Here is a 22175-nt window from a genome sequence, read left to right as displayed (position 1 = left end):
ACTCTTTCTCCGATTGCGAGAAAGAGTTCCTGTATCAGGTCGATCAGACAGCCCGACTGAAAAGCGAGCACCCTCTAAAGTAGTAGAAGGTCAGCCCCAGATAGAGCAGGGAAGCAAGCGAGAAACCAACCGTCCCGAAAAAGCTCAGGGCTAGCGGCCCACACTCATCCGGCAACGAGTACATGTCGAGCCAGGCAAACAGCCCGAGCGCCGCCGGTACCATAAACGGCAACCCACCAAGTAGCGCAATCCGTTTCTGTCGCGGCGCGTCACCCGGGAAAAGCGCTGGAATCACCTTGCACAGGTAGTAGCTGAAGAAAAGCAGCCCCGCCAGGAAATAGACTCCTGCCAGGATGCTCCATCCTCCCAGGCTGAACGGCACGCTTATCCCAAGCAGATGCACCACAACTGCCATGCTTATCACGAATACCACAAAAAAGGCTATACACGCAATGATAAACAGCACATGCGGCAGATAGAGCGCGAGTAACAACCTGACCCCGTTTTTTCTATGCAATTCATTTCCTCCTTTTTGAAAGGAAGTATACAGGACAGACAGCCAGAGAGGCCAGGTCGCAGAACCAGATAAGCAAACACCCGAAACCAATCAAACTGGTCGCAGAAGCAATCACTTCGCAAGAAGCGCTGCTGTAATCGCTGCCGGCTCGATATGATCAAAGAAATCTCGCTCACGCCGGTCGTAGAGCTCTTTCGCGATACCCGGAACCAGCATCCGCTGCTCCTTACGATTACGTCCAAGAATCACAGAGCGAGTGCTGTAGCCAAAAAAGCAGGGGTTCGTGCCACCAAAAAGCACAATGACGCGTGTTTGATTCCGCGGCTGCTCCTCGGCGGGCTCTGAAAGCAGCTTCAACGCAATAGCAAGGTGCATCAGCCCCGTATCGCCACAGAGAAAGAGGTCCGCCTGATCGATAAGTGCTGTGGTGGTCAGCAGGTCGGGTAGCTGATCCTCCATTATACGAAACACCCGGCCAGCAGCGTCACGCTTGAGCCCCTTATAGAGCTGGTCAGCCGCCTCTGGAAGCGTGTAGGCGGGCAGAATCACTACCCGTAATCGCTCATCACGTGCCAGCGCCTCCCCGATACCTGCAAGCAGAAGCGGCGTTGGCGGCCGAGTGATAATAGAAGATGTATCAGGAGCGACCAGCAGAACGCGATCATCCGATCTCCCACGATAGACATCCATCAATAGACGTGCCGCCCGCACATGCTTTGCCGTCAGATAGAGCGGAATCGCTTCTTCCAGCTCGGGAGGAGGCAGTGCATCCTTAAAAAAGGCGTTCACCACCTTCCGTGTCAGGTAGCTAATATGGCGATCCCGGGCCTCATGCAATGCCAGAATATCCTTTCCCAGATCGGGAAGCGAGGCAAACATGACCGGCAAACCAAGCAGATAAAAGAACGTCGGCGCAGGCATCCCGGGCACAACCGCTTCATAACGTTGTGAACGCAAAAAGCGCACCAGCGGCTGTACCTGCTGACCGGGGAAAATACCGCGCAGAAACGTTCCCTCACCAGAAGGGAACAGCGTGCTCCTGACGATAATCAGCCGATGAATGCGAGGATCACAGGCAAATACTTCAGCCTGCTTCCGGTTGCAGAGGACGTCTATTTTGCCCGCTGCATCGCGATCATTTCGGATAATCTGATCAATCGCGCTCAGCCCAACAGCGACCGTGTCACCAATACCGGGCGGCATCGTGACGAGATAACGCGAGTCGCCTCCCTCAGAGAGCTCGATTGGCATCACATAAAACACATCTTCTTGAAGTGAAAGTCCTTCTCCCTGCATACGCCTCTTCGTTTACTTCTGAATGCTGATTTCAGCAGCCCGGAGATCACTAGAATGTCACTTCTCTTACAAATTATCCCCTTAAAGAACACGTCTCTAGAAGAGAAAACGTTCCAGCTTCATATTCGGTCAGTTTTCTCTTTTTTTGCACGATGCCGCTTTTCTCGTTTATGATATCTCGCTGGTATGCATTGTGCTTGACAGGCTGAGCGAGCGCGTGTTCTCTGACGCAACTTTTCGGTAGAGGCGCGTGATATGAGCCACCGAGAGAACGCCGATCACTTGCTGCTCGGTTGGTAATGCACCAGCAACGACCGGGGCCCAACTCACCCCTTTCTCCGTCAGCTCGGTTAAGACCTCATCAAGCGCCTCGTCCTCCCGCACCGTCAACACACTGCTATTCATGGCCTCCGCAACACGCCGCTCCTCGCGCTCGCTTACCGGAACACGAAGCACATCCAGACGCGTCAGAACACCAAGCAAACGACGATGCTCGTTCAGCACAGGAGCACCTCGCCGTCCCTGCGAGCGCAACTGCAGTTCAGCCTCGGCAACGGTCTGGGTGGGTTGAAACGTGAGCGTAAGCGGCTCCATCGCTTGCTGCACGGTCAGCATCGAGAGCAGCGGATAGGTCAACTGCAAACGATGGGCAGGGGAATCAATCCGCGTCTTAAGCTGGCTCTGATAGATTGTGTTATCGCCAACAATCAGGTAGGCGAGACTGACAGCGATCATGGCAGGAGCCAGCAACGAAAGATTACCCGTCATTTCGGCCACCATCAGCATTACAGCCAGCGGAGCGTGCGCGATTCCGCCGAACATCGCCATCATACCCACAATCACAAACGGTCCGGGCGAGGCAGGCAGACCAGGAAGCAGATGATAGCCGAGCCGCCAGAGCATCGCGCCGACCATGCCACCAATCACCATCCCGGGCCCAAAAATACCGCCAGAGCCGCCCGAACCAACCGACAGGCCAGTAGTCAGAATCTTGACGAATGGCAGGAGCACAACAACCCAAAGCGGCAATTGCAGCAGTGCCTGACTCATGCTCAACTGCACCCAGCCATAGCCCATCCCGATCGCCTGTGGAAGCACCAGACCGATCAAACCGACAAGCAGTCCTCCAATACCCGGCTTGACCCAGCGAGGCAAACGGAGACGCTGAAACAGCTCGGTGATTCCATAGAATCCACGCGCATAAAGGATCCCGATCCCGCCACAGAGCAACCCGAGCACCACATAGTACACAAGCTGAACAGGCTGCGTGAAGTCATAGTGTTCCGGCGTCGCGAAGATCGAATTCCAGCCGGACCAGCTCCCGAAGATACTGAAGCCCACAATCGAAGCAATAAGCGCCGGGATGATTGCTTCGGTCTCCATGTCTTTCAGATAGAGAATTTCTGCCGCAAGGAGCGCACCCCCCAGTGGCGCGCGGAAGATTGCCCCGATACCCGCGCCCATGCCGGTTGCCAGGGCAATTCTACGCTCGCGAGCATCCAACCGTAAAAGCGTCGCCAGAAGCGAGCCAAACCCCGCGCTAATCTGTGCCGCCGGCCCCTCACGCCCTGCTGATCCTCCACTGCCGATAGTAATCGCCGAGGCAACCAGCTTGATCAGCGGAATCCGAGCGCGGATCGGCTTGCCCTGATGAAAAGCAGCGATCGCGGCATCAGTGCCATGTCCCTCCGCCTCAGGAGCCAGTGTAAAGACAATAGCGCCCGCCAGCAGTCCACCAAGTGTTGTCACCACAGGCAACAACCAGGGGTGCGCTGCCTGCCAGAACGACATCACACTTGTGCTCCCTTCCCCGGCTGGTTCAGGGGGACGATAGCCAACAAGGCCGCCAAGAAAAAGTGTTGAGGCCAGATGAATAGCCGCATAAAAGAGAATTGCCCCCACTCCCGCCACCACGCCGATCAATGTACTGATGATAATCCATTTGAGCAGAGAACGCGGGTTCTCAAGGCCCGGAAACCGGTGAGCGAAGCGCCGAAACGGAAGCCCGCGCCTCCCCATACGAAACATAAGTGTCATACCTCCTTCTTTTTTGGGTGGGTGGTCAACCAAACAAAGGCAAAAAAAGAGAGATACATGCGCTTATCCGGCATGTACCCCGATTCCATGCAGCACCTGATGCGCAATCACAGAAGCCTGCCGGGTAATTTCCTGCTCCGTGTATCCAAGCACACGAGCAGAAAGGACAAACGATTCGGTTGCCGAAAAGATGCGTAACGCCGTCATCTCAACATCCTCAATCTGGATCTCGCCCGCCTGCTGGCTCTCCTCAAGAATATGTGCGATCACCGCCAGATACTCGTGTAACTGCTTTGTCGCTTCAGCCTGAAACGCACGATTCACACCATAGAGCGAGCTCATGTAGACATGAAAGCTATCGCTGTCCTCCTCGGCCATACGAGCAAAAGCCAGCACAAGCCGCTCCAGGCGCTGCTGAAGCGTGCCTTTTTCCGCAAGTGCTGCACGCAAAGAAGCAAGCTGTGATTGAGCGATAGAGCGCAGCATCTCAATAAACAGCGCTCGCTTGTTCTCAAAGTACAGGTAGATCGTACCTTTTCCAATGCCTGCCTGCTCGGCGATCAGGTTGATATTTGCCTGATCGAAACCCAGGCGAGCGAACTCACGCGCGGCCTCGCGTAGAATGCGCTGGCGCGTGGCCTCGCGTATCTGTGCATCGACAATTTTCGGCATACGTGCTCCTCTGGCGGTACTCAATGTGTCTGCTTCGCTTCCTATCGTAGCACATTCTGGGCAGCCGGTCAATAAAAAGTGCCGGAAGAGCATCTGCTTCCTTCTCCGGCATCTATTGTCCTCAGGAAGCTTGAGCATACGAGGCGCGTAACGCGGCCTCGATCGAACCGGTCTCCATATAGGCACGAATCAGCAGATCAGCGGGCGACGTTCGAGAACGCACAAGCTGCCAGAGCGGCTCAAGCCACATGCGATCCTCATCAGCAGCAAGCGCTCGCTCCGCAGCCCCAAGCACCAGCTCCGTTCCCTCCACAATCTCGGTAAGTGCAAAGCCCTTTTGCGCCGCCCGCTGGTGCAGCTCCCTATCGGGCACCAGTGCCCGTCCGGGCAAAGTGGTATCCAGCACCAGTCCTTTCAACAACGCCAGGAAGCCAGCGTACAGGCGCAGATCAGCACAGCTATCGCAGGCCTTAAACTCGATTCGTCCAACCTCCGCAGGCAAGCGGGCGAGTCGGGTTAGCGAGGGATCACACGCTATGAGATCAGCAGGGTTTTCCAGATACACCAGTACCGCAGGCCGTGGCCCCGTTCGCTGATAGGTCCGAATCGACAGGCCACCCCAGAGCTTGCCGTCATAGAAAGGAGAACTGAAGCTCAACGGCACAATAAACGGGCTATAGTAGGTCAGCTTCTGCCCCAGATCGACACATTCTGCCGCCGAGAGTCCCGCGAGCGAGATATTAAAATCGGGCCCATAGGTCAGCACCGAGAGCAGAGCCGTGCGTCTCTCGGGTATGCTCTGTCGGAACTGCCGCTCAAACGCGTTCAGCGGCGGGTCCGGCACAAACTCTTTTTTATAGGGATGAAAGCCAATCAGCACCGGTTCCAGGCCATAGCGAGTCGCCACTGCCGAGAGCAACAGACAGCTCTCACGCAGTTCTCGCATCACATCCTGAATCGTATGATGCGGCGTGGTGCGCACCTCGATGCCCTTCAGCGGGCAGCCGATCACCTCACCGGCCTCGTTATAACGCTCAAATCCCTCAATGTACCAGCGTTTCCGCTTGATACCGGCCTCGCCGATTCTGAGCTGTGGATAATCTTGCTCATAGAGCGGCAATTCCCGTATCAGTGTATGTAAAACCTCAAAGGGTGTGTTTTCATAATCAACAAATTCGCCATCGCGGCTGAGAAAAGCAATTTCATGCTCAATGCCAAAGCGAAACATGCATCCTCCTGAAGGCAACCTTCCATCTGCCACGTACCATCCTTATGCGAAGAATCATTTCCCGGTAGACCTCCGGGAAACAGAGACAGCACAATCCGGTCACCAATCTATTACTATACAACATCTTCCCCCTTTTCTCCATCATTTTCCTTTATCCCTTGCTTGCTTCATCGAAGCAGGGCATTTTTGCCAGCTAGCCCGCTCAACTCAGGGAAGGAGAACACGCCAATGCCGCACAACCAGAGCGGCCAACAGAGCCGCCTGATAAGCTGTTGAAGAACCAGTAGAAAGCTGGAATCCAGCGATTATCACGAGAACCTCTGTAAATGCTTCAGAGCGGAGAAAAAGCCAGAGCGCAATGACAGCAGTTTTACCAAAAAGCGGCAGAAGGCCCCTGGCTTCAGCCAGGGGGATGGATGGCGCAGGAAGCCATCAGAGGCAGAACGTTCCCCTTCGCTTGACAGAAGGCAATCGTTGTGCGAGAATACACGAAGACAGTGAGGACGAACAAGGAGCAAGGGATGCTGATCTACGAATACAAGCTGGATGGGTCGAAAGCACAATTCGCCGCCATCGAGGAAGCTATCCGCACCACCCAGTTCATTCGCAACACGTGCCTGCGCCTCTGGATGGATGCACGCGGCGTCTCCAGGAATGACCTGCAGCGGTATTGCGCTGTGCTGGCCAGACAGTTCCCTTTTGCGCTCTCCCTCAACTCTCAGGCCCGGCAAGCTGCCGCTGACCGAGCGTGGGCTGCCATCTCCCGTTTCTACGAGCACTGTCGCCTCAAGATACCCGGCAAGAAGGGCTATCCTCAGTTCCAGCGTGATTGTCGCAGTGTCGAGTACAAGACCACGGGCTGGAAGCTGGAGGCCGATGGCATTCATATTCGCTTCACAGATGGCTGCGGCATTGGCCGGCTGCGCCTCATCGGCTCGCGTGATATCATGACCTTTCCCCTCTCACAGATCAAGCGGGTACGACTGCTCCGGCGGGCTGATGGGTATTCTTGCCAATTTGCGGTGGCGGCCACTCGACGCGTTGAGCATCAGCCCTCTGGCAAGCAGGTAGGCATTGATCTGGGGCTGCGTGCCTTCTTCACTGACTCCGAAGGCAACACCGTGGCTCCTCCTCAGTATCTCCGCAAAGCGGAACGGCGGCTCAAGCAGCTGCATCGTCGGCTCTCGAAGACGCAGAAGCGCTCCGCCAATCGCAAGAAAGCCCGTCAAGCCCTTAGCAAAGCGTATCTCAAGGTGCAACGGCAGCGCGAGGATGTCGCCAGAAAGCAGGCGAACGCGCTTGTCTCGTCTCACGACCTGATTGCCTACGAAGCCTTGCAGATCCGCCATCTCGTCAAGAACCGTCATCTGGCCAAGAGCATTTCTGATGCGGCGTGGGGGCGCTTCCTCTGGTGGGTGAGATACTATGGCACGCTGCATCAGGTTCCGGTGATCGGGGTGGAACCGGCCTACACCAGTCAGAACTGTTCTCGTTGTGGACAACGGGTGAAAAAGAGCTTGAGTATGCGTACGCATCTGTGTCCTGGCTGTGGGCTGCTCCTCGATCGCGATCACAACGCCGCCTTGAATATCTTGCACAAAGCGCTACAGGGTACCGTCGGGCAGACGGGAACCGACGAGGGTGTCTCGTCGAACGCTTCTGGACAGCCTGCCGCTACGCGTCGTCGCACTGCGGCGCCGCGCAAGCAGGCTGGATGAAGGAAGAATCCCCGCCCTTCTGGCCTGGGGAGTGTCAATGAAAAGTGCAACCGAGAAGAAGTGTATTCCGTTACCATATTTCAAGAAAATACTTTATTGTTCACCTTGACACTCTCTGTATCATTCCTTATAATTACAGTGTGATCTCCGAAAAGGAGACATCACCAGGAAAAGAGAAGTGCCTGGTGAAAGAAGCGAAACAGAACAGTTAGGAAAGCCAAAGAAAGGAGGCGCCCTATCAAAGTTCCTGTTCGCTTATTAGGGATGGTGTTTCAAGTGAGCAAGGAGTGCCCGTAGAGGCGGGCTTTCCAGGCTTACCAAAGCACTTAGACAACAGCTCTTCTGGACAACGGAAGGAGGGTTGCCTATGAAAGTTCCCATCCATGTCTTAGGAGTGGTGTTTCAAGTCACTCAGGAGTGCCCGTAGAGGCGGGCTTCCAGAAGACATGAGAAAGGATAGAACGACAGCACCTCTCATCTAAGAAGGAGGGTTGCCTGTGAAAGTTCCCATCCATGTGTTAGGGGTGGTGTTTCAGGTCACTCAGGAGTGCCCGTAGAGGCGGGCTCCTGGCATGAATTGTGAAAAGACGATAAAAAAAACAACATGTCAGATAAAAAAAGGGACCGGTTAGCAAGCAGCTAGCCGGTCCTTTCTCTTTTCAGGCTGTCAACAGAGATAACGGAATTAGCGCGTCAGTTCATGTGTCTGCATTCGTCCCGGAGCGAAAAGTTCAGCAATCGCCTGATGGACATTGCGGGCAGCGTTAGAATTGTCGCGAGTATAATTACAAACGTACACTTCGAGAGTGACATAAGCCAGTTCAGGCCAGGTATGAAGCGCGATATGGGATTCTGCCAGGGGAATAACGGCGGTAATACCACCACCCTCGAACTCATGGTAAAGCGCTCCGATCTGAGTTAACTGGTTCTCTCTCACTAATTGAGCCACTTTCTCACTGAGAGTCTGCTTATCGATCTTTCCTACCCTCTCACAATCGTACAATTCCGAGAGGATATGTAGCCCAACCGGAGGTGTTGTCATCTACGAATTTCCTTTCTCCCCTTCAGCTAGTGGTTCGACAATTAACGGTTGCTCATCGCTAACGATCTTACCGACATTTGGATCAGCAATTGCGTCTCGCAGATATTTAGGCAGAGAAAACATGTGCTGGTGCGATTCGCTATCATAGAACTTGAGGTCGTTACAATCGCGTTCTTTGAGCGTTTGTGTTAGAGTTTCCGCGTCAAAGCGCGGGCGAATGTCATGGTCGCTTGCAACAACGAAGCCCCATGCAAGGCCATAATAAGGAATATACGTCTGATACGGGAGCACGTTCTTAAAGCACTGTTGCAGCGTTTTCACGATCGAGACATGCGGTGCGATATCAGTAATATCAACGGTCTCGGCCTGCATACAGAGCACGCCACCCTCGGCCAGACGTGATTTTGCCAGCGAGAAGAACTCGGTGGTGAAGAGCGAGGTAGAGACCCCATCTTCCAGAGGGTCGGTCAGGTCCATGATGATCACGTCGAACCGCTCTTCTGTTTCCTCCAGATAGGTTCTTGCATCTCCATGTACCAACTCTACCTTCTCATGATCGTAGGTTCCCTGGTGCCAGTCGTACAGATATTCTCTCGACAGGTTGATGAACTCTTCGTCAATGTCAACCATGACCACTTTTTCAATGGTATTGTGCTTGAGAATCTCACGCAGGACAGCACCTTCGCCACCGCCAGCAATATAGACTTTTTTCGGGCTTTTGTTTGCGACAAGTGCAGGATGGATCAACGCCTCATGATAGATAAATTCATCTTTTGCAGACGATTGTGGTAAACCATCCAAAAATACAGCCCTACCGAAACCCTGGACATCGGCAATCACGATCTCCTGGTATTTCGACTTTGTTGAGACCTCTGTCTTCAGCAGCCTGAACATATTCGCGCGACTGACCGCACGAAATTCAATCATCCAATTCTGTGCACGCATGACGCACCACTCTCCTTCTCAACAGAAATTTTGATCCCCTTCTCCACCCCCCGACCTACTAAAGAAAGATAATGGTATATCCTGTCGCTCGCTTGTTAAGATGTATCTGGGAGAATGTGTTCCTGGAACCGGGCTATTCCACTTCCGCCGCTTCGCTTTAGCAGGTGAGACCTCTTTAACAGGCGACGTCATGCCCTTCTCTCTCTGTATCTCTCCCCCCTCCGTTCCGACCTCCTCTACTTCTGCTTCCATCTCACACATGAGCAAGCTCTGTAAAGGTTGATGCTTACAACCAGTTACAGAGCCATTTTACGGTATCACACAGTGTGTGATAATGTTTCTTTCTTCGTTTGCTTGTTTTCCGTATTTGATTGTATAACTCACGCCTCAACGTGATGCTACGCGCATCCTGCCAGGGCGTATGAGAAAAGCGTGCTGCTTTCCTCCGTTCTCTGTGTGAAGGACACACTTCTAATAAGAACGTAAGGGTGCCCTCAACAGTAACATGTTCTGACTGTTGTCAGTAAACTTCATCAGCAGCGCAACAAGCAACGCTGATGAGAAGACGCAGTCTCGTCTGACGAGTGCCAGCCTCGCAAACAACTGCTTACAAGCCATATTTTATATCTTATTTCCCGGGGAAATGTCAATGCCTTTGGGACCTTTTTCAACAAAGCAAAAGCGCTCACCCCCCCTGACAGGGCGTTCGAGTCTTTTTTTGCTTGCGGAAAATTCGTCCAATGTTGATGAGTCTGAGAAGCTCTCTCTTCGCCCGTCCTATTATCTCATCTTCACTGTGGTAATGCAAGCGATACCCGCTCAAGTTCTTTTTTTCTTCTCTCTACCCTTCAGTGCAACCTTACACCAGCCGATACCGTAGAAAGAGGTGACTGAAAGTCATACTTTTTCAGTAAGTCATTCAGGGCAGAGCATACTCAATTCTTGCTCCTGAACGCCAGGTACAAACTCTATTCATTATTCAATAAAATCAACTGGTAGCGTGATGATCGCTGCTAACGTTCACGATCATCGATCGTTTGGATAGGGAATTACAGGAGAAAAATCGCCATTTCTATCGATAAACGATACGATTTTCAGGTATGGAGTACGTACCCGGGCACTCATACGGAGGTAATTCAGCATATATGGAACAGCCACTCTCTTGTCTATTCTGAATTTTCCGTATATACTATAATAAATGGGAATAACACGTTTTCGCAGGCCTGTATTGACGGGGCCTCTGCTCAGGCACTTCCCGTCATAACCTCAATGCAGCCCTCTCTCCGTAGAGGATAAAAAGGCATTACACGCTACATTACCCGAAGAGCAAGCTCACTCCGCATGAGCATGCCCTTTTGCTTTGTCTGGTTTTCTGGCCTGGCAAACAATAGATAGACGAAAAGGAGTACTAAAGTACCCCTTCCCGGAGATGCCGTTGCAATTCCTATGAGCGTGTTATATAATAAAAACGCACAGTGCCAAACTTTACTGTAATCTCTTATATAGAATCAGAGATTTTCTGTTATTCCCTGCAAGCGGTGTAGCACTTGATACACTGCTTCATTTTATGGACTGAGCATTCAAGCAACAATAAGTAAGGAGGAATTTTTTCCGATGAATGATCTGCTGACCGTCTCTGAAGTTGCCGAAATTCTGCGCGTTGATGATACCACTGTTCGCCGCTGGGTGAAGCAGGGCGCTCTGGAAGCTGTTGTACTTCCTCATGTCAGCAGCCGCCAGGCTTACCGCATTAAGCGCGAGACGCTTGAAAAAGTCCTCGGCACAACCACCGACTTCAAGGCTTCTTAAGCCATTTTGCAGAAAAAGAGGCTCGCATGGCGATAAAATCATGCGAGCCCTTCTTTTTGTCTCTTTATCGGGGTGGCTGATATTCGCGGTAGATCCCCAGGGCATGAAAGCCCAGTCGTTGATATATATGCAAGCCATCTTCTGCCGCCTGCAACACGCCGAAACGATGCCCCGATGCGCGTCCTTCCAACAACGGATAGAGCGTTAACGCGCTTGCGAAGCCGCGGCCTCGATATGCTTCCAGCGTCGCCACATTGTACAGCCCAACCCCCTCGCCGGCAAGACAGAGCTCCGCCGTTGACACAGGCTCCCTCTGCCAGTAGCCAACATACAGCCGCAGCGGACAATCATCCTTGAGCAGCTCATGTGCCGTCAGCCGATAGAAGGCAATCAATTGTTCATCGGGCGGCATCCAGAGGCTCGCCAGCACCCGAGCAAAGTCCTCAAGCTGGCTCATGCTGCGCACGCGCTCGATCTTCAGTCCCTCCGGAAGCTGCAACGCCGGAAGCACACGCAGATCAACCGCCATCGCTGTTTCTGTCTCGGTGTTCGTCAGGCCAGCCGCCTCAAGCAGCTCAGGAAGCTCAGCGGGCCTATCCTGTGGACCGAGCCACCAGGAAAAACGCCGCCCGACGTGCCGAAAGTGCTCGATCGCGTTTTCAATACGCAGTGGTGCCTCCTCGGCGTCCAACCGCGCCAGAGAGACATAGTTCAGGGTATCACAGTCCAGACCACAATCAACCAGCAATAGTTCTGGATCGCGACGGACAAGCATAGCGGGATGCAGCGCTTGCAGGTAACTTTGATGGACCGCGAGATTCTCGTCCATCAACGACAGAAGATTCATCATTCCTCCCAAGCTTCCCTGTTTTTGAGTAAAAGAATGCTGACGAAATTTCGCCAGCCTCAAACATCAAAAACAGTATACAGAGCGCACAAATGGGGATCAACGTACCGAAGGAGGGAAAAGCAGGATCACAGAGAAGACTGCCGTTTGACATAGCGCTGCATCACTTCCCAATGCCTGAACGCCAGGCGTGCAAAGCGGATACAGCGATCCGAGATTTCTGCCACCGAACTTCTGGCGTTAAAGATGACAGCCCAACCACCCTCATCATCTTCAATCTGCGGAACCAGCCAGTAGAGGTCCTCGCTTGGTATGGGCCAGGCTCCACCAAACGTCAGATCATTGCGTACAACAGCAATAACGGTCTCCTCATCGCTCGCATTGGCCGTCACCTGACCAATAGCGCGAGCATGTTTACAGAATACTTCGGCTGCCAGCCACGTTCTATGGGGACGTTCAATTGCTTCCTGGGAAAAGACACGCATGAGGAGCTCCTTCAACTAGCACAAAACAACCGGTTGCTACTCCCTTATTGTATCACAATTTCCTCTCAAAAAAGAGAAGAGGGCCCTTCTTCCAGTGGCCACTGCTTTCCAGCGCCAGCCTTAGAGTTCTGGCAGGCCGAGCGCCTCCCTGACTGCGTGAAGGGCCTCCTCCTCTTTGACACTGACTCGTCTTGTGATGGTACGTCTCCCCAGGCTCCTGAAATCGCGAAAACGCAACCCTTCCCCCGAAGCATTCGCGATCTCCTCGCCGATCGCCACCACCCAACGCTTGAACTCGGTTGCCTCCGCTGGATAACTCTTCTGTTCCAGGATCTCGGCCACCTTACGGCACGCGTGCAGACAGAGATCGCGCACGTTTTTCGCGTCGGCCTCTTCCGAGAAGCGCTTCTCAGCCTTCCCTTTGCCGCCACCGTGGGCCTGTTGACCCTGTACAACGGCCTGAATCAGTTGATTGCGCGGAAAGCGTTTTGCCGTTTTAAAGACCGTAGGAACAAGAGAAAAGGCTTCCACAAGGCGCCCCAGGAAACCGCTATCAACCGCGCTCACAAAGCCACCAACCAGGAATGGCAGGCTCTCAAGATAGTTCCATTCCTCACGCGTATAGTTTCTTCTCGTGGTCATTACTGTTGGCTCCTTCCCAAACCACAACAGACAGTAAAGAACCGGTCCAGAGGCAGACCGGCAGCATCATCAAAAAGGAGGTTGTTCACTCTTTCCACATAGTATCATCTCTCTTCATTATACGTCTCTAGATTCGGAGTGGTCAATTCGGGGCAAAGAGAAAGTACAGGCCATGCGGCCAATAGGTACCATATATGCCTATTCGGTACTGGCACGTTTCCTTATTTTCAGGTATACTTTGCATTGCAATTGTAGTCGCGCACATTTTCATTTAAATATGCAGCTTTCTCTCCCTCTGAGGGTGCAACCGTGCGGTTCCGCAGTGGTTGGTATTTCTTCTTTTTCTTTTCTGCATTTATTCTTTTTCTTCAGAGGAGGAAGTATGTCTTCTACAATTGCTCCAAAGAGCGTTGTACGCTATCGTCCTTATCGTTCATCTACTGTTGTAACAGAGGAACTCTACGATGCGGGCAACCGATCCCGCCGCCCGGTAACGGCGGCACACCCGAAGAAGCGTTCTGGCCATTATCTGTTCTTTATGGTACTGGGAATGGCAGGAATGCTTCTCTGTGTCTGGCTCGGGCAAAGTCTATTTGCCTGGATATCCGTTGGACTGGATGACTTCCACTATGGTCGTCCTCGCACCTTCCACATCGATGCGACCGTAGGGCATGAAGCCGGAACAACACCCAGTCATTTTATCGCAATGAATCTGCAAGGACGCATTCATATCGTTGAGCTACCTGGAGGCGATGCTTCCAAGCCTCATGTGTATGTGGGCCCTCAACTGCTAGGACCCGATGCCGCCCTTGTTCCGATTACTTTGCGTTTTAATGATACAAACAATGACGGTCAACCAGATATGATTGTGCAGTTTCGTAACTCACAACTTATTTATTTGAACGTCAAAGGAACCTTTCAACCGCCAGATAACCACTGAACCCGCGAGGGGGGTACCTGTTTTCCCCCCTCTTATGGGTTCCGACACACATTCGGGAAGAAGCAGCCATACACCTCCTCTGTCTTGATTTGCTTCTTTTTCACATCCACTGTCGCGATTGCAACTGCCTTGTTCACAGGATTGTTCCCGCTTGCCTGAAACGAGATTTGCCCGCTCACTCCCTGCCAGATACGGTCACCCTGAAGCTTCACAAGCGCGTCGGACATCAGGCAGCGTCCACAGGTGCCGTTGCCCTCAGCCACCATCAGCCGATACGTCTCAAGCAGCACATTCAGCGCATCATAGCCAAGCATCACATCACAATCAATACCGTAAAAGCCGTTTGCAAGCTGAAGCTGGTCGTTCTGAAAGTAGCGCTTATAGGTCTCACGAAACTGCAACACCGCCCGCTCATTCGCCTGCTGAAAGCCTCTGCTTGCCAGCCACTCCCATTCATCCGAGGTCGCGAACGAGGTGACAAGCAGATGATCCAGGCCACGCTGATTGGCGGGATAATTCGCCAGAATCGAGATAGCATCACCACCCACAATCAGAATATCCCGATAACGCTGGTCGTTTGCGTCAATGTGCTTTTGTAGCGCATTGAGCAGCAGACTTGCCTCACCAACATAGCCAGCAAAACAGATCACCTTGACCCCTTCCCCTTCTACTGCCTGCCTGAGCGCCTGTTCAATTGATTGTGCATCTCCCTGGAAGTATTGTCCATTATATATCTTTACCTCCGGGAAAACGTCTTCCAGGTTCTCGCGAAACACATTCCCCAGGCTACTACTATAGTTGTCTCGCAGTTGACGAAAGATAGCCACTCTCTTCATCGAGTTGCTATGCCGCTTCGCGAGATACTGAACCATCAGGTGAGCCTGGCTATCATCTTCGGGCACAATACGATAGAACCGGGGCGTATTCGTCAATCCCTTGCTGGAAGCAGTCGGAGAAAGCATAAGCAGATTGGAGTCGGCGAGATAGGACCGCGCATTAATGGCATGAGCGCTCAAGGTCCAGCCAAGCACCCCGACCACCGACTGATGGAGCCGGGCAAGCGTCTTGATCTGGTCCGCGACAAGCTGTGTGTTGTTCTCGTCACCCCCTGAGTTCGCGATCAGGACGACCACCGAAGGGCACCCTTGAAAGTGGTTATTCGGCAGCCTGGACGGCAGCGCGTTCAGAGCGCCCTCAAGCAGGGCATTATGATTCTTCTGTGCCGTGACAACACCCTGAAGCACATCACGTGTTCCACCCATGTTACTTTTTGTAAAGGAGGTGCCCAGGACAACCGTAATATACGGTTTACCTGATTTGAGAATGCGGTAGTTCTCATAATAGATCTGGGCCTCGGCGTTGGTCGGGTCAACGCTATCAATGATATCGCGTAGATACGCATCATAGGCGGCATCATTCCCTTTCTGATACTCACTTGCCGCCCGGCTCAACAGCTCGTTCGCCTCATTGCCTCGCTGCATGTCAAAAAAGGTGCCGCCGTTGCTGATCCCGATCACGCTGTTCTTCACAGTGCGGGTATAGACGCCAGAGTCAGGGGTAAAGGTGCCAAGCGACGGGGTCTGCTGCTCGGTCGTCTGCGTATAGAGCGACGAGTCCACATTGCAGCCCGTGACAACAGGAGGCGCTGTCGGGCCAGCTTGCATATCTATCAAATAATACCGCGCAAAGATGAAGCTTATGGAAAGAAGCACCAGCACAACGAGCAACACCATCAGCCAGAGGGGTGGGGGTGGGGGCTTCTTGCGCCCTATCTTCACAGCCAGGCCCTGACTCATATACAGTACAGGCGTGGCCCAGTGAACTGATTCATTCGCTTTCCCATGCAGCTCGTTGCGAGCCTGCACCACTGCACTCTCAAGCGAGCGTACCTCTTCATTCTGCCCGATAAGCGCCGTGTAGAAGGCCCGGGCAAACACAATGGCGCTCTCGTTGGGAATACGGTGCAGCATCGCCAGTACGGCGGGCACGCCGCCGTAAAGCATCAGCCGATTCGCGGTACTGGTAAACGCAAACACCTGATGCTGTTTCCCGCCATCGCAGGAGTTCAGGATAACCAGGCGCACTCCTGGCGGCAATTCTGAAGCGAACGTTGCGGCCTTCACCCAGCGCGCATACCCATTCTCATCCAGCATGATAAGCTCGCCACGCTCTCCATGCCCGATAAAATGCAGCACATGCCAGGTTCCATTTCTGACGCGATCCAGCTCGCTTGGTTTCGCCTCAATGACACGCATCTCAATGCGCCCATCCTTTACCAGCGGCGACAGCACCAAACGGATGTTCTCCAGCTCGCGTTCGACGGCCACATCTGACATTTTCCGAGGCTGAGAGGTCACGATCAGAATGCGCAACTTCAGAACACTCAGCTCGAAATCCGGCTGCTTTCTGCCGTTCCAGCGCACAATAGAGAACTTCGGTGAGAGGCACAACGCCAGATAGGCGTTATGCCTGGGATCGAAAAGCATTTCCCAGGGCAGATTGAGTAATCTGCTATCTTCGATATGAAGCCGCAGCCGCACCTCCTCTTCCTGATTCCAAATGCTCTCATAGAGGCGTGCGACCGCGCGATTACTATCAAACAGCGCCTGAAACAGCACGCGACCAAAGCGCCTGACAACATTGCTATCATTTATCACAGGACCACGCATATCAGAGATCAACCGCAGCCCCTGCTCCCGGAAATCGGTTTCAAGCGCCCTCCATTCCTCAGCAGGAAACGAAAACTGCGTTCGCTCCCTTTGTCGGCCATATACTATCGTAGCGATGTATCTGTCCTGTCTCCCTATAAAGCCACGTGCAGCAGTGATGCGTATATCAACATTTGTATACGCCATACAGACCTCATTATGTTCTTTTCATTCTTTTTAGCCGTCATATCCAGAGGCCTGCATTTACTCAAGCACGCAGGCCTGCTCAACGTTGAGCATTCTATAGCCGGAAGCAGAAGTGCCGCGCATTGCCTCAGATTTGAGCAATTTGAGCGAGTTATAGGAAGAGCTGGAATAGACAGCCTGCACGGCCTGAAAGCCAAAAACAAGGGGTCTGGGGCCATTGTAGGTCATCCGAGCCGTAGAGGTATTGGCCAGTTCACTCAGGGTAAGGGTTCCCTCGCCTACATTCCAGGGAGTTTTGGCACCCAGTTCCAGGCCGATTGCCCGCGCTTTCTCAAACGTCACGCTAAATTTGGCACTTCTGAGCGTCGAGGTAACGATATAGAGTTTGCCACGTTGTAAATCGCGTGCGAAGCCGACCTGCATGAGGCGCACGGGCACCCGCTTCAGGTAGTTCTCGATCTGAAGCAGCTCGACGCGATCTTGTAGCACCTCTTCAAAAGAGAAATGCAGCGAGCTCCCCTTTTTCACCTGAAGCTCCAATTTCACATCAGCACCCTGAATGACGGTCAGCATATTGCCCAGAAAATCCATGCCGATAGCGGCTCCGAGCGAGAACGAGATGCTGCCAGAAAGCGGGACGAACGGCTCTCCTGCCTGAATGGTAAAGGGGATCGGGGTGCCAGACCCAACAATAGATGTCAATAAGCCGATGTTGCCAAAAAGGCTACCGTCCTCCTGCCGAGCCAGAACAGCCAGCGGTTGGAGTTCAAGGCGGGGTACATATATGCCACAGTAGCCATAGGGTTGCAGGTAATTGATAAGCGATCCGCGCCGTTTAAACATAGGCTTTTTCCCTCCTATTATAAGGACGTATTTGACGCTGCCAAATAAAGTGTTTTCTCGCTTCACAAGGAAAAATAAAACGCCGCGGTAGAATCAACGAGTTCCTTCCTGTACGGTATAAGTGAAGAGGTGTTTAACTATAAAGCCACTCGTGAAGCTCCTTTGATTCCAGTTGCAATAAAGTTTGTGTTATTGTAACATACAGCTAACCCTATTACAATTAAATCGTTCACAAAAAGATTTTGAGTTTTCCCCCTGTGCGATCAGCAAAGCAAATGGCGCGGGAAAGCGTGCCAACCTATGCTTACAGCATACTTCTGCCCTATTGCATTGATTCAAGCGTATGCGCCCATATATAATGATAATGCTCCGACAGCTTCCATATGCAAAAAAGCTATACGAAAAATATTCTGGGGTTCTCCACATGATGAATGACAATCATAAGATACAGGGTTGTAGCAACGAGCAGCAAAGCCACGCGCTCGGAGACTACGAAGCAACTATTCGACTCTCCAATGAGGCGCTCCGTGAGCATCCGCAGGATGTGACGGCCCTCTACCGCAAGGGTCTGGCTCTCGCTGCACTGAAGCGCCATACCGAAGCCCTGTCAAGCTTTGAACAGGCTCTGGAGATCGACCCAAATAACGCAGATATCTCCTATCATCAGGGACTGGCCCTGTTTGAACTGGGCCGCTATGAAGAGGCCATCCAGGCTTTTCAGGCGACACTGCGCCTCGACTCCAGCTATGCAGCAGCCTATAACACACAAGGCCTGGTATACCAGGATCTCGAACAATATGAGGAGGCCCTGAACGCTTTTGATCAGGCGCTTAAGAGCAATCCTGAGCACGTCAGCGCCGCCTATAACAAAGGGCTCGTTCTGCTCAAGCTAGACCGCCCGGGAGACGCTATCGCCGCCTTTGATCAGGCTCTACAGCTCAATCCAGCACTCAGCGCGGCCTCTTATCAGAAAGGACTGACCTACTTTCACCTGAAGGATTACCCGGAGGCGCTTGCCGCCTTTGATCAGGTAATCACAAAGACGCCAGATTTTCTTGAAGCATACCTGTACAAAGGGATCACCCTTCATCTACAGAAGCGCTATGAAGACGCACTTCATGCCTTTGATAGCGCTCTCCAGCTTGAGCCCGAATGTGCACCAGTACTCGCCAACAAAGGGGAGACGCTGCTTGAACTGAAGCGCTATCAGGAAGCTCTCGACGCATTTGATACGGCTCTGGCTCATCAGGAAGATGCCACACTCCTGTACAAAAGGGGCAAGGCGCTCGCGGAACTGAATCGTTTTCATGAGGCTTTAGAGGCATATGATGCCGCTCTGGAAGCGAACCCAGACCTCACAGAAGTGTATGCCAACAAGTGCACCGCCCTGGTCGCACTGGGCCGATACGAGGAAGCGCTGAGCCTCTATGATAGCGTGTTGCGCCTGAATCCCGCATTGGCACCGACCATTTACAACACAAAGGCGCTGGTTCTTCAGGCTCTTGGACGCCATGAGGAGGCCCTGTCTTCGCAGAAAATGGCCCAGACACTGAATGGCAACCTGGACGATGATCTCGACTTCGAGTATGAGCTTGAAGACGATGAAGACGAGGAGGAGGAGGACGAGGAACCGTATCATTTTACCTCGGCTCAGGAGGCCTTCCGACAAAGCGAAATCCTGATCGAGCATTTTCGCTATGAGGACGCGCTTGACGTGCTCGAACAGGCGCAGCAACTGGATGCCAGCGACGCCCTGATCTATTGTCGCAAAGCGATGATCTATTACACGCTTGGCGACAACGAAGAAGCGCTACAGGCCTGCGAAACAGCCATTCGCCTTGATAACACGCTGGCGGTAGCCTATCGCTATCAGGGTCTGGTCTACAAAGAGCTACAACGCTTTGATGAGGCTCTTGAAGCCTTTGAGAAGGCGATTGAACGCGACCCGAACGAGGAGATTGCATGGCAGGAAAAAGGCTTCATCCTGCGCAAGCTCAAGCGCGATAAAGAGGCGTTGGAAGCGCTGAAAGAGGCTCTCCGCCTGAATCCTGACGACCCGTGGGCCCTGCGTGAACATGGGTGGGTGCTCAACAATCTGCTCCGGTATGAGGAGGCCCTTGTCAGTCTGGATAAAGCGGTCGAGCTGAACATGCATGACAAGTACATCTATCAACAGCGCGGCTTTGCTCTCAAAAAGCTCAAACGCTATGAAGAGGCGCTTGATTGCTACGAGGAAGCGCTGCTGATCGATCCGGTCAACCTCTGGACGCTTCAGGAGCGAGCGGTTGTGCTGCGGCTTCTCGGTCGCTTTGGGGATGCTCTGGCCGCCTGTAACCACATCTTACAGCTTGAACCCAATGACGCCTGGACGTTCCAGGAAAAGGGCTTTGTCCTGCGCAAGATGAAGCGATTTGATGAGGCGTTAGACGCGCTGAATACGTCGCTGCTGCTCAATCCACACGATGTCTGGACCCTGCGAGAGAAGGGCTTTGTGTTGCGGCAGATGAAACGCAACCACGAGGCACTCGATACCTATAACGCCGCGTTGGAGATCGAGCCCAATGACGCGTGGACGCTGCGCGAAAAAGGATGGGTGCTCAACAATCTGGAACGCTACACCGACGCCCTGCGTACCCTTGAACGGGCGCTGCTCCAGGATCCGAACGACGAATACGCCTATCAGCAGAAGGGCTTCGCGCTCCGCAAGATGAAGCGGTATGACGAAGCACTTCGCGCACTGAATACGGCCCTGACGCTCAATGCAACCGACATCTGGACCTTGCAGGAAAAAGGGTGGGTCTTGCGGCAATTGAAGCGCTATGACGAGTCGCTCGATACCTATGACCTCATTCTCAAGCTTGATCCTACAGATGCATGGACATTGCGTGAAAAGGGCTGGATTTTCAATATCCTCGGTCACTATGAGGAGGCCCTGATCTGGCTGAACAAGGCGCTTCGCTTCTCGTCGGACGATAAATATGCCTATCAGCAGAAAGGGCACGCGCTCCGCAAGCTCAAGCGCAAACAAGAGGCGCTGGAAGCCTATGACGAGGTGTTACGGCTTGATTCCAAGTATGCAGACGCCTACTTCTTCAAAGGCCTGATCCTGAAGGAGTTACGCGAGTACGATGATGCACTTGATGCCTTTGATGAGGCTATTGAGCTAAACCCGAATGATGAAGAGGCACTCTATCATAAGGGATTAATTCATCGGGCTCTGGGTCACGATTCTATGGCGGAGGATGCTTTCGCGCAGGTGTTGCGCCTGAATCCAAACCACAAGGTTCTGCGCATGTATCCCAAAGATCCACCCAAGATCGACTTTTTCTAGCTGGATGATTGAGCATACCAAAAAAAGAGGAGCGACCGGCTTATCGGGCGCTTTCTCTGGTATGCTTGCTAGCCCCGTACCAGCGAGGCTGCACCATCAATCCAGACCTCTGAGCCGGTAATATAGTTTCCCGCATCCGAGACCAGAAAACGGACCAGTTCTGCGACCTGTGCGGCGCTTGCGGGCTTGCCATTGCCCAGAGGAATCGAGCCCTGTGGATACTCGACCGGGAATTTGACCTTGTCTACATCGCGTTGCTGCGTGTTGTCCCCTATCTCCGTTTCGGTCGCTCCCGGACAAATCACGTTTACCCGAATGTTGCTTGGCGCAAGCTCAACTGCCAGCATTTTCGCCAGTGCGACTTCGCCCGCCTTCGTGACCGAATATGCCGTTGCTCCGGTATTACTGAAAATGCGCGTTCCATTCACCGACGACGTAATCACCACACTACCGCCGTTTTCCCTCAGAAAAGGAACTGCGTACTTGATCGTCAAGAAGGTTCCGGTCAGGTTCGTGGTAATCGTTCGCGTCCACTCGGAGAGCGTCAGTTCCTCGATCGGCGCCCAGACACCATTAATACCTGCATTTGCGAACACGATATCAAGGCGGCCCCATCGATCCGCTATCTGGTGATATGCCTGCTGCACCTCTTGCTCACTCGTTGTATCGGCAACCAGCGGGAGCGCCTCACCTCCTTTTGCCTGGATTTCCTTCGCCGTCGCTTCTATCTCCTCAGCGGTGTGACTCAACGGGGCCACTTTCACCCCCTGTTGTGCCAGCAGAACCGCCGTTGCCTTCCCGATACCGGAGCCAGCTCCCGTAATAAGTGCCACTTTTCCAGCTAATCCCATACCTTGCCATCCTTTCATTTTGTTTTCTCATCCCGAACACGTCCACAAGCGAGAAAGCGTTTCACATCCGCTTCCAGTGCAACTTCTCGTACCGTGGCTCGTAATAAAAAGCAATGA

At 53.0% G+C, this 22175-nt stretch carries 17 protein-coding genes; 4 read left to right on the top strand and 13 right to left on the bottom strand.

Going from position 1 to position 22175, the window contains the following annotated elements:
* Positions 1 to 43: 43 nt before the first annotated feature.
* The 5 genes from KTH_RS04215 to KTH_RS04195 all read right to left on the bottom strand — a co-directional run bounded on the left by KTH_RS04215 (position 44) and on the right by KTH_RS04195 (position 5750).
* Positions 44 to 517, bottom strand: coding sequence for a hypothetical protein (locus KTH_RS04215; protein WP_497616614.1), 474 nt, complete (start codon positions 515 to 517; stop codon positions 44 to 46).
* 111 nt (positions 518 to 628) lie between these two features.
* Positions 629 to 1813 (bottom strand): glycosyltransferase family 9 protein, encoded by a 1185-nt coding sequence (locus KTH_RS04210; protein ID WP_497616612.1) that lies wholly within the window; start codon positions 1811 to 1813, stop codon positions 629 to 631.
* A 168-nt stretch (positions 1814 to 1981) separates the two neighbouring features.
* Positions 1982 to 3850 carry a chloride channel protein gene (locus tag KTH_RS04205; protein WP_497616610.1) on the bottom strand — a complete coding sequence of 623 codons (1869 nt, stop codon included), beginning with the start codon at positions 3848 to 3850 and terminating at the stop codon, positions 1982 to 1984.
* A 63-nt stretch (positions 3851 to 3913) separates the two neighbouring features.
* Positions 3914 to 4522, bottom strand: a complete 609-nt coding sequence (locus KTH_RS04200) for a TetR/AcrR family transcriptional regulator (protein WP_170142619.1) — start codon at positions 4520 to 4522, stop codon at positions 3914 to 3916.
* A gap of 121 nt (positions 4523 to 4643) precedes the next feature.
* Entirely contained in the window at positions 4644 to 5750 is a 1107-nt protein-coding gene (locus KTH_RS04195) for a glutamate-cysteine ligase family protein (protein ID WP_111323108.1), read from the bottom strand.
* A 521-nt stretch (positions 5751 to 6271) separates the two neighbouring features.
* Here KTH_RS04195 and KTH_RS04190 point away from each other — a divergent pair.
* Positions 6272 to 7468 carry an RNA-guided endonuclease InsQ/TnpB family protein gene (locus tag KTH_RS04190; RefSeq protein WP_137686012.1) on the top strand — a complete coding sequence of 399 codons (1197 nt, stop codon included), beginning with the start codon at positions 6272 to 6274 and terminating at the stop codon, positions 7466 to 7468.
* 685 nt (positions 7469 to 8153) lie between these two features.
* Here the strand turns inward: KTH_RS04190 and speD are convergent.
* On the bottom strand, positions 8154 to 8510 hold the full coding sequence (gene speD, locus KTH_RS04185) for an adenosylmethionine decarboxylase (RefSeq protein ID WP_111325703.1): 357 nt from the start codon (positions 8508 to 8510) through the stop codon (positions 8154 to 8156).
* On the bottom strand, positions 8511 to 9455 hold the full coding sequence (speE, locus tag KTH_RS04180) for a polyamine aminopropyltransferase (RefSeq protein WP_111325704.1): 945 nt from the start codon (positions 9453 to 9455) through the stop codon (positions 8511 to 8513).
* A gap of 1614 nt (positions 9456 to 11069) precedes the next feature.
* On the opposite strand from speE, the gene KTH_RS04175 reads away from it, so the two are divergent.
* A complete protein-coding gene (locus KTH_RS04175; RefSeq protein ID WP_111325705.1) occupies positions 11070 to 11264 on the top strand; it encodes a helix-turn-helix domain-containing protein in 195 nt (64 codons plus the stop codon).
* Between the two features lie 64 nt (positions 11265 to 11328).
* Here the strand turns inward: KTH_RS04175 and KTH_RS04170 are convergent, their stop codons facing one another.
* From KTH_RS04170 to KTH_RS04160, 3 genes are all read right to left on the bottom strand, one after another.
* Positions 11329 to 12114, bottom strand: coding sequence for a GNAT family N-acetyltransferase (locus tag KTH_RS04170; protein WP_497616608.1), 786 nt, complete (start codon positions 12112 to 12114; stop codon positions 11329 to 11331).
* A 125-nt stretch (positions 12115 to 12239) separates the two neighbouring features.
* Positions 12240 to 12596, bottom strand: coding sequence for a hypothetical protein (locus KTH_RS04165; RefSeq protein ID WP_111325707.1), 357 nt, complete (start codon positions 12594 to 12596; stop codon positions 12240 to 12242).
* A 120-nt stretch (positions 12597 to 12716) separates the two neighbouring features.
* On the bottom strand, positions 12717 to 13238 hold the full coding sequence (locus tag KTH_RS04160; RefSeq protein ID WP_497616607.1) for a hypothetical protein: 522 nt from the start codon (positions 13236 to 13238) through the stop codon (positions 12717 to 12719).
* A 382-nt stretch (positions 13239 to 13620) separates the two neighbouring features.
* On the opposite strand from KTH_RS04160, the gene KTH_RS04155 reads away from it, so the two are divergent.
* Entirely contained in the window at positions 13621 to 14178 is a 558-nt protein-coding gene (locus tag KTH_RS04155) for a hypothetical protein (RefSeq protein WP_497616606.1), read from the top strand.
* A gap of 32 nt (positions 14179 to 14210) precedes the next feature.
* Here KTH_RS04155 and KTH_RS04150 read toward each other — a convergent pair whose 3' ends face one another.
* Positions 14211 to 17033: a CHAT domain-containing protein gene (locus tag KTH_RS04150; RefSeq protein WP_497616604.1), complete on the bottom strand. Its 2823-nt coding sequence runs from the start codon at positions 17031 to 17033 to the stop codon at positions 14211 to 14213.
* A gap of 57 nt (positions 17034 to 17090) precedes the next feature.
* Positions 17091 to 17876, bottom strand: coding sequence for a gasdermin (locus tag KTH_RS04145; protein WP_497616602.1), 786 nt, complete (start codon positions 17874 to 17876; stop codon positions 17091 to 17093).
* A gap of 424 nt (positions 17877 to 18300) precedes the next feature.
* Here KTH_RS04145 and KTH_RS04140 point away from each other — a divergent pair, with 424 nt between their 5' ends.
* The gene (locus tag KTH_RS04140) at positions 18301 to 21207 is read left to right on the top strand and encodes a tetratricopeptide repeat protein (protein WP_497616601.1); all 2907 of its coding nucleotides are present in this window, start codon (positions 18301 to 18303) and stop codon (positions 21205 to 21207) included.
* Between the two features lie 68 nt (positions 21208 to 21275).
* On the opposite strand, the gene KTH_RS04135 is transcribed toward KTH_RS04140, so the two are convergent.
* Positions 21276 to 22058, bottom strand: coding sequence for an SDR family oxidoreductase (locus KTH_RS04135; RefSeq protein WP_497616599.1), 783 nt, complete (start codon positions 22056 to 22058; stop codon positions 21276 to 21278).
* Positions 22059 to 22175 lie beyond the last annotated feature (117 nt).

It is taken from the genome of Thermosporothrix sp. COM3 (assembly GCF_059696735.1).
The sequence above is the reverse complement of the archived record's forward strand: the minus strand, read 5'-3'. Positions and strand labels throughout refer to the sequence as shown.

Coding starts and splice junctions, on each gene's coding strand:
- speE (WP_111325704.1), bottom strand. CDS start 9,455: ATGCGTGCACAGAATTGGATGATTGAATTTCGTGCGGTCAGTCGCGCG.
- KTH_RS04190 (WP_137686012.1), top strand. CDS start 6,272: ATGCTGATCTACGAATACAAGCTGGATGGGTCGAAAGCACAATTCGCC.
- KTH_RS04210 (WP_497616612.1), bottom strand. CDS start 1,813: ATGCAGGGAGAAGGACTTTCACTTCAAGAAGATGTGTTTTATGTGATG.
- KTH_RS04165 (WP_111325707.1), bottom strand. CDS start 12,596: ATGCGTGTCTTTTCCCAGGAAGCAATTGAACGTCCCCATAGAACGTGG.
- KTH_RS04205 (WP_497616610.1), bottom strand. CDS start 3,850: ATGACACTTATGTTTCGTATGGGGAGGCGCGGGCTTCCGTTTCGGCGC.
- KTH_RS04140 (WP_497616601.1), top strand. CDS start 18,301: ATGATGAATGACAATCATAAGATACAGGGTTGTAGCAACGAGCAGCAA.
- KTH_RS04175 (WP_111325705.1), top strand. CDS start 11,070: ATGAATGATCTGCTGACCGTCTCTGAAGTTGCCGAAATTCTGCGCGTT.
- KTH_RS04195 (WP_111323108.1), bottom strand. CDS start 5,750: ATGTTTCGCTTTGGCATTGAGCATGAAATTGCTTTTCTCAGCCGCGAT.
- KTH_RS04135 (WP_497616599.1), bottom strand. CDS start 22,058: ATGGGATTAGCTGGAAAAGTGGCACTTATTACGGGAGCTGGCTCCGGT.
- KTH_RS04200 (WP_170142619.1), bottom strand. CDS start 4,522: ATGCCGAAAATTGTCGATGCACAGATACGCGAGGCCACGCGCCAGCGC.
- KTH_RS04150 (WP_497616604.1), bottom strand. CDS start 17,033: ATGGCGTATACAAATGTTGATATACGCATCACTGCTGCACGTGGCTTT.
- KTH_RS04160 (WP_497616607.1), bottom strand. CDS start 13,238: ATGACCACGAGAAGAAACTATACGCGTGAGGAATGGAACTATCTTGAG.
- KTH_RS04145 (WP_497616602.1), bottom strand. CDS start 17,876: ATGTTTAAACGGCGCGGATCGCTTATCAATTACCTGCAACCCTATGGC.
- KTH_RS04155 (WP_497616606.1), top strand. CDS start 13,621: ATGTCTTCTACAATTGCTCCAAAGAGCGTTGTACGCTATCGTCCTTAT.
- speD (WP_111325703.1), bottom strand. CDS start 8,510: ATGACAACACCTCCGGTTGGGCTACATATCCTCTCGGAATTGTACGAT.
- KTH_RS04170 (WP_497616608.1), bottom strand. CDS start 12,114: ATGATGAATCTTCTGTCGTTGATGGACGAGAATCTCGCGGTCCATCAA.